Below are 7638 nucleotides of genomic sequence, written 5' to 3'. Positions count from 1 at the left end.
CCTGGCCCACATCGAGTCCTCCGGCACCACCCGCCAGGAAGCCTCAACCATCCTCGCCGCCCACGGCTAAGCACCACGCACAGCATCACCAAGAAGCACTACCAGTCAGTACTGAAGGACCGGATGCCACCTGCGTAACGGCGTCCGGTCCTTCTGCGTACATCACGTAGAATTAAGGCACTATGGCGAACTCCTCTGATTCCAGCAATTCGACCCCCTCGGCCGACGCACCCAAGCGTGGGCTGTTCCAGCGCAAGCCCAAGGAAGCCAAGGCCAAGAAGCCGAGCCAGCTGAAGCAGATCGCTGAAGTCTTCAAGATGACCCGGCGAAATGATCCACAGGTTGTCTGGATCATGGTGCTGGCATTCCTTGCAGTGGTCGCTGTGGCCTTCCTCATTGGCTTCTTGCTGGAGAACTGGGTTACCGGCCTGATCATTGGTATCCCGCTTGGCCTGCTAGCCGCCGTCTTTATTCTTTCCCGCAGAGCTGAGAAAGCCGCCTTCGCGCAAATCGAAAACCAGCCCGGCGCTTCCGGCGCAGCGCTTGGTACGCTCCGCCGCGGTTGGGTGACCCAGGATCAGCCTGTTGCCGTCAACCCCCGCACCCAGGACGCTGTGTTCATGGCCATTGGCCGCCCCGGCGTCGTTCTGGTCAGTGAAGGTCCCACACACCGCGTCAAGCCTTTGGTGGACGCCGAGCGCAAGCGCCTGGCGCGCATCCTGCCCAACGTAACCATCCACGTTCTGGAATCCGGTCGCGGCGAGGGTCAAGTGCCCCTGAATAAATTGGCCAAGACCATGGGCAAGCTGAAGAATGAACTCACCAAGGTGGAGGTCAATGCGGTCTCCAAGCGCATCAACTCCCTTGGAAACCGTCTGCCGATCCCCAAGGGCATCGATCCCTACAAGGCCCGCCCGGACCGCAAGGCCGCGCGCGGACGCTGATCCCGAAGAGAAAACCGCCCCTGTCGCTTGTTGGAGACAGGGGCGGTTTTTCGTTTGATGGCGCGAAGGCAGAGAAAACTACATCCTGATGAGGATGGTGTTCATCGCCTTGTCGTGCAGGCCTCGCTGGTCGGGATCGAAGACGACCGCAGGGATGACAAGGCACAGTAGGAGGGTCCGCACCACGGCGGCCAACGGACCAGCGGGGCCGCCACCCAGCCGGACCACGTGGATTCCGGCAATCCTGTGACCGATGCTGTAACCCAACGTGCCGATCAGCAGAATCTGTTCCACGGCAAAAATGGCCAACGTTGCCCAAGGGTTGCCACCGAAGGCAAAATTGCTGATCACGAGGGCGATGGTCCAGTCCACCATGATGCCCAGGATGCGCCTTCCGGCGCGTGCCATGGAACCTGGCCCGGATTCGGGCAACCCGAGCCGTTCACCAGGATATTTGGAGATTCCGGAAGTGTCCGGCCCGCTCAGCCAAGAGCCAATGTCTTTACGATCTACCACCCTCCAAGCCTAACGGCTGGCATGCCTGGCGGCCGACCGCAGGCGGATCGATCTTGGTCGCTTAGCGCCCGGATCTTCGCTCCGGTGTTCGCCCACCGGACCGACATGGACCGGACACCGGGAAGCCGACTACCGTTTACACAACAGATGATTCTGTAACCTGCCGGAAACAATACCGACACCCCCGGGAAATCCCATCTCCCTATGGTGGTATGAGTTGCCAGCCACCATGGCACGGGGAACTTTTTGTGTCTCCGGACCCTTGGAATGGGCTGCACCACGCGGCCTGCCGGGCCTGTTACTTGATATGCATAAGGAGCATAGATGTTCAAGACTGCGGACGAAGTCCTCAAGTTCATCAAAGACGAAGACGTCAAATTCGTCGATATCCGCTTCACCGACCTCCCTGGTGTCCAGCAGCACTTCAACGTGCCGGCCAAGAGTGTCGACCTCGATTTCTTCGTCCACGGCCAGCTCTTCGACGGATCTTCCATCCGCGGCTTCCAGGGCATCGCCGAGTCCGACATGCAGCTCATCCCGGATGTGACCTCGGCCTTCATCGACACGTTCCGCATCGAGAAGACGCTTGCGCTGAACTTCTCCATCGTGAACCCCCGCACGGGTGACCCCTACCACCGCGACCCCCGCGGCGTGGCAGAGAAGGCTGAAGCCTACCTGGCATCCACCGGCATCGCAGACACCGCATTCTTCGCTCCCGAAGCCGAGTTCTTCGTCTTCGACAACGTCCAGTACGAGTCCTCCCCGCAGGGCAGCTTCTACAAGATCGACTCCGAGGAAGCACACTGGAACACCGGCCGCAAGGAAGAGGGCGGCAACCTCGGTTACAAGACCCCCGTCAAGGGCGGTTACTTCCCGGTCTCCCCCACCGACAAGCAGGCCGACCTGCGCGATGCCATGTGCATCGAACTGGACAAGGCCGGTCTTGAGGTCGAGCGCTCCCACCACGAAGTTGGGTCCGCCGGCCAGGCTGAGATCAACTACAAGTTCACCACGCTGACCGCGGCTGCTGATGACCTGCAGAAGTTCAAGTACATCATCAAGAACACCGCAGATGCCTGGGGCAAGTCCGTTACCTTCATGCCGAAGCCTGTCTTCGGTGACAACGGCTCGGGCATGCACTGCCACCAGTCGCTGTGGAGCAACGGCGACCCCCTGTTCTATGACGAGAAGGGCTACGCAGGCCTCTCCGACACCGCTCGCTGGTACATCGGCGGCCTGCTGAAGCACTCTTCGGCAGTCCTGGCCTTCACCAACCCGACGGTCAACTCCTACCGCCGCCTGGTCAAGGGCTTCGAAGCTCCCGTGAACATGGTCTACTCGCAGGGCAACCGCTCCGCCGGTATCCGTATCCCGATCACGGGCACCAACCCGAAGGCCAAGCGCATCGAGTTCCGCGCTCCGGACCCCTCGTCCAACCCGTACCTGGCGTTCGCCGCCCAGCTGATGGCCGGCATCGACGGCATCCGTAACCGCATTGAACCCCCGGCTCCCATCGACAAGGACCTCTACGAGCTCCCGGCCGAGGAAGCCAAGGACATCCCCAAGGCTCCGGGCTCCCTGGAAGAAGCTCTTGAGGCCCTGCGCGAGGACAACGAGTTCCTGCAGGCCGGCGGCGTCTTCACCCAGGACCTCATCGACACTTGGATCGACTACAAGTACGAGAATGAGATCCGTCCGCTGTCGCTGCGCCCGAACCCGTACGAGTTCGAGCTCTACTACGGCGTCTAATACCGACACGTAACAAAGAGGCCAGCCTCAGTCCGTTCAGACTGAGGCTGGCCTCTTTCGTGCGGGTGCGAACTACTCAGACTTGCTTTGGTCGCGCTCCCGGAGATTCTTGGTAATCTCATCCAGCTTGTCCTTGACGAAGCTGGCGGCCTCCGAAATACCCTTTTCCGCGCTGCCCAACGGGTCCAGCTGAAGGTACACGTCCTTATCGATGGGCAGGTCGTATTCGTCCTTCAGATGAGTGCCACCGGCAACCCCGTCGAGGGACAGGTATACAAGTGCCTCGGTCCTTGCTATGCCGGCGATTGTACCGAAGACGACCGTGAAGTCATTGGGCTGAAAGCTCACAGAATGGCCCACGTGACGCCGGTCCAGTTCTCCGGCAGGAATGGCCTTCTCGGACGGATTTCCGTTGTATTCCATGTACTTCCCCTATGCGTTGAGATCAGATACATAAGAAGTCTATAAGGATACTTAGAGTATTGGGTTGGCAGATGCCGCCAAGGCCTCACCGAACGGGCGGTCCGCTACTGCTTTCCGTATTTTTTGTGCACTGCCTGCTTACTCACGCCCAGGCACAGCGCAATCGCTTCCCACGACAAGCCGGATTGCCGGGCAGCCCGAACCAGAGATGCCTCCGTTCGGCCTACTTCCTTCTGCAACTCCGCAACGGCGTAAAGCGCCTCGGCCGGGCCCATGCTGTCCATGGATCCCACCAGTGTTTTCATCCGATCCACCTCCATGGGGTCAACAATAGTTGACGCAATGGGGGCCGTCAACCTTAATTGACGTCAGGGTGCTGATGGGCGCTGGTGCGGCGGTCGACCGAATGCCTTGTACATGGTCCGCTGCGGACCCGCATTCCCGCCCAGATAGCGCCCCGAGTCTACGAATCCCGCTTTCAAGTAGGCCGCCAGCCCTGCCGGATTGCGTTCGTTAACGGAAAGCACGACGCCGGCCTGCCCTCCACCCAGCCTGGCCGTCAGCTTGCGCGCTTCCTCCACTGCGGCCCGCGCCGCCAAGGTACCGAGGCCGCGCCCCTGGCTTCCCGAGTCGATAAGGAACCCTCTCAACAACCACACCGACTCGTCATCCGGCCAGCCCGCGAGCTTGGCAGCGCCGGACTGAAGGGTCAACACGCCAACAGCAACTCCCCCTGACTCAATGACATAAGGGAGGCGTGATTCTTCTTCCAAGGAAATCAGCATCATGCGTAAGGGATCCCCAACGAACTCCCGCTGTTTGGCTTCAACGGCCAACTCCGCTACCGCGCCAAGCTGAATGGCGCGGGCGTCGTCGTCGAGCATTTTGAGGGGGATGAGCCAGATATCACCTCGCTCATGACGATCACCGTCGACCAATAGTTCTTCTTCTGATTCATATTCGGGCATTTTCGGAATCTCCCACGCCTCAGTTGCCGTAGAACTCTTTCTCAAAAACGCCCCTGGCACGACGACTAAGCCGCAGGTAGTCCTCTTCGAAGTGCCCCGCGTTCCCGGGTTCATATCCACACCAGCGGGCCACAGCCTCAAGGTCTTTCCTCGATGACGGAAGGAGATCCGAGGCACGTCCGGTGACGATGACGTTTGCGGAGCGGATGCGGCTGGCAAGTCGCCAGGCCTCCCTCAGGAGGGCAGCGTCGTCTTCGGCGATTAATTCCAACTTCTCCGCAGCGGCCAGGGCATCCAGAGTTGACGTGGTCCGCAACTCGGGATGTTCTCCGGCATGCTGCAGTTGAATGAGCTGAACCAACCATTCAACGTCACTCAAGCCGCCCCGGCCAAGCTTGACGTGCCGGGCCGGGTCCGCACCACGAGGCAGGCGCTCCGACTCCACCCGGGCCTTAACACGGCGAATCTCCCGGACATCCTGCTCCGCAAGTTGCTCCGGGTAGCGGATGGGATCAATGAGGCGTACAAAATCTGCGGCAAGCTCGTCTGAGCCGGCCATCGGGCGGGCTCGCAGAAGCGCCTGCGCCTCCCAAATCAGCGACCATCGTCGGTAGTACTCCGCATACGATTCCAGGGACCGCACCATGGCACCGTTTTTGCCCTCCGGCCGGAGGTCGGCGTCCACCATAAGCACTCGTTCGGCCATGATCGCAGGCTTGAGCGGCTGGGTAAGGAAGCTGGACACCTTGGCGACTATCGCCGTCGCCTGCTCTTGCGCCTCAGCATCGGTGAACCCGGGGCGGGCACGGTGCACGTAGATGACGTCCGCGTCCGAGCCGTAGCCGATCTCGCGACCACCCTGCCGTCCCATTGCCACCACCAGCACATCAGTTTTCAATGGGCTCGCGGAGGCCACCACGGACTCCGCTACGTGCAGCGCCCCGAGAACCGCGGCCCGGTCCGTCTCGGCCAGAGCCAGTCCGACGGCATCCTGGTCCAGCAATCCAGCGCTATCCGCGATCGCGGTGCGCAGGATCTCACGACGCCGGATCAGCCGGATCAGCCTCATGGCACTCTCGGGATCCGCATGACGGGACAGCTTGGACCGGATTTCCTGCCACTGGGCTTCGAAGGGAACCGGCGCCAGTTCCTTGTCGCTGCCCAACCAGGCAACGGACTCCGGAGACACTTCCAACAAGTCCGAAATCAGCCGCGAATTAGCCAGGACCTGGCAGAGTCGCTCCGCTGCCGCTTGGGAGTCCCGGAGCAGCCCCAAATACCAGTGGGTAGTTCCGAGGGCTTCGCTGACCCTACGGAAGGCCAGCAGTCCGGCGTCGGGATCCACGCCCTCGGCGAGCCACCCCAAGAGGATCGGCAGGAGCTGCCTCTGCAGTGCGGCTCGCCGGCTGACACCCGCGGTGAGCGCTTCGATATGCCGCATGGCGCCTTGGGGATCCAGATAACCAAGTGCGGCGAGGCGACCCTGGGCGGCCTCCGGGCTGAGCTTCGCGTCTTCGCTGCTCAGCTTCGCTGCGGTATTGAGCAGCGGCCGGTAGAAGATCCGCTCGTGCAACTCACGGACGGATTTCTTGGTCTTTTGCCAGGTGGCCATCAGTTGGTCAGGGTGTGGCCGCTCCAGTGCGAACGGACCGAGGACGGCCTTGGCGAGGAAGCGCTGGGCATCCTCAGTGACAGGCATAAGGTGGGTCCTACGCAACTGGAAAAGCTGAATTCTGTGTTCCAACAGGCGCAGGTAGCGGTAGGCGTTGTCGAAGGCCGCTGCGTCCGTGCGACCGATATAGCCGCCGGCAGACAATGCCGCAATGGCGGAAGTTGTGTCCCGGCACCTGAGTGACTCGTCAGACTTTCCATGCACCAGTTGCAGCAATTGGACCGTGAATTCAACGTCGCGGAGCCCGCCGCGACCCAGCTTGATTTGGCGCTGTTCCTCGGCGGCCGGGATGTAGTCGGTCACCCTGCGGCGCATGGCTTGGACCGACTCCACGAAACCCTCGCGTCCCGCGGATGCCCAGACAAGTGGTTCCACGGCCTTCTCGTAGCGTTGGCCCAGTTCCCGGTCGCCGGCAATGGTTCTTGCCTTCAGCAGCGCCTGGAATTCCCAGCTCTCGGCCCATCGGGCGTAGTAGCTCAAATGTGAGGGAAGGGTACGAACCAGGGGTCCGGATTTACCCTCCGGACGGAGATTGGCATCAACTTCCCACAACCCGGGTTCGGGCGCCGAGGAAGAGATCGCCCTGGAAATGCCGGAGGCGAGGGCCGTGCCGATGGTGGAGGCACGGGCGTCGTCCAACTCCCCTGCTTCGATGACATAGATGACGTCGACATCGGAAATGTAGTTCAACTCCCGGGCGCCACACTTACCCATGCCAATGACGGCAAGCCCAACATCGGCAATTTCCGCGGCGTCGAACTGGGCTGCCGCTTCGGCCCGGGAGACCGCCAGGGCGGCCTCAATGGCAGCACCGGCGAGATCGGCCAGCTCGGCACCGACCGCGGGCATGAAGTCTGTTGGTGATGCCGCGCAGATGTCCTTGATGGCGAGCTCGGTTAAACCTCGGCGGTAGGCGCTCCGCAAGGCCGCGTAGGCCGGCAGGCCGGTGATTCCGGCCACCGGGCGTTGAGCGCCCGGCTCGGCTTTCACGGAGCGAAGCAGCAATGCCCGCAGCTCTTCGTTGGAAGCTTGGACCGGCTCCGGGCTGACCCGGACATTGAAGACATCCAGATGCTCCGGTCGTCGCATGAGAAACTCCCCCAAGGCCTCCGAGGCACCCAGAAGCCGGTACATGGGCTCGCTGGTGTCCGGGTCAGCCGCGGCCAGCTTCTTCAGCCCCGGGTTCTTCTCAATGAGCCGGACCAGCGACTGGAGAGCCGTGTCAGGGCTCGCCGACAAGGACAGCCCGGCGAACAGGGCGTCCTCGTCGATCCCCTCAAGTTCCGGAGCAGCAAGAAACCGTTCGCCCTTTTCGAGGTCACTGAATCCGGCTGAGATGAGCCGACGCGCAAGGCTCATTGGCCCG

At 61.7% G+C, this 7638-nt stretch carries 7 protein-coding genes; 2 read left to right on the top strand and 5 right to left on the bottom strand.

Annotated features, from left to right (window positions below; translation table 11 throughout):
• Positions 1–182: 182 nt before the first annotated feature.
• On the top strand, positions 183–944 hold the full coding sequence (locus tag AC6CH8_RS19300) for a DUF4191 domain-containing protein (RefSeq protein ID WP_017200871.1): 762 nt from the start codon (positions 183–185) through the stop codon (positions 942–944).
• A 78-nt stretch (positions 945–1022) separates the two neighbouring features.
• Here AC6CH8_RS19300 and AC6CH8_RS19295 read toward each other — a convergent pair whose 3' ends face one another.
• Entirely contained in the window at positions 1023–1460 is a 438-nt protein-coding gene (locus AC6CH8_RS19295) for an RDD family protein (protein WP_091466684.1), read from the bottom strand.
• Between the two features lie 324 nt (positions 1461–1784).
• On the opposite strand from AC6CH8_RS19295, the gene glnA reads away from it, so the two are divergent.
• Positions 1785–3209, top strand: a complete 1425-nt coding sequence (glnA, locus tag AC6CH8_RS19290) for a type I glutamate--ammonia ligase (protein WP_091466683.1) — start codon at positions 1785–1787, stop codon at positions 3207–3209.
• A 72-nt stretch (positions 3210–3281) separates the two neighbouring features.
• Here glnA and AC6CH8_RS19285 read toward each other — a convergent pair whose 3' ends face one another.
• From AC6CH8_RS19285 to AC6CH8_RS19270, 4 genes are all read right to left on the bottom strand, one after another.
• Complete coding sequence (locus AC6CH8_RS19285) at positions 3282–3632, bottom strand: hypothetical protein (protein WP_091466681.1); 351 nt, start codon at positions 3630–3632, stop codon at positions 3282–3284.
• A 104-nt stretch (positions 3633–3736) separates the two neighbouring features.
• Entirely contained in the window at positions 3737–3952 is a 216-nt protein-coding gene (locus tag AC6CH8_RS19280) for a transcriptional regulator (RefSeq protein ID WP_091467641.1), read from the bottom strand.
• Between the two features lie 48 nt (positions 3953–4000).
• Positions 4001–4600 (bottom strand): GNAT family N-acetyltransferase, encoded by a 600-nt coding sequence (locus AC6CH8_RS19275; RefSeq protein WP_498191922.1) that lies wholly within the window; start codon positions 4598–4600, stop codon positions 4001–4003.
• A gap of 19 nt (positions 4601–4619) precedes the next feature.
• Positions 4620–7631: a bifunctional [glutamine synthetase] adenylyltransferase/[glutamine synthetase]-adenylyl-L-tyrosine phosphorylase gene (locus AC6CH8_RS19270; RefSeq protein WP_498191921.1), complete on the bottom strand. Its 3012-nt coding sequence runs from the start codon at positions 7629–7631 to the stop codon at positions 4620–4622.
• Positions 7632–7638 lie beyond the last annotated feature (7 nt).

This window comes from Paenarthrobacter sp. GQ52 (genome assembly GCF_059759005.1).
Note: the sequence above shows the minus strand (reverse complement) of the source record. Positions and strands in the feature narration are given on the sequence as shown.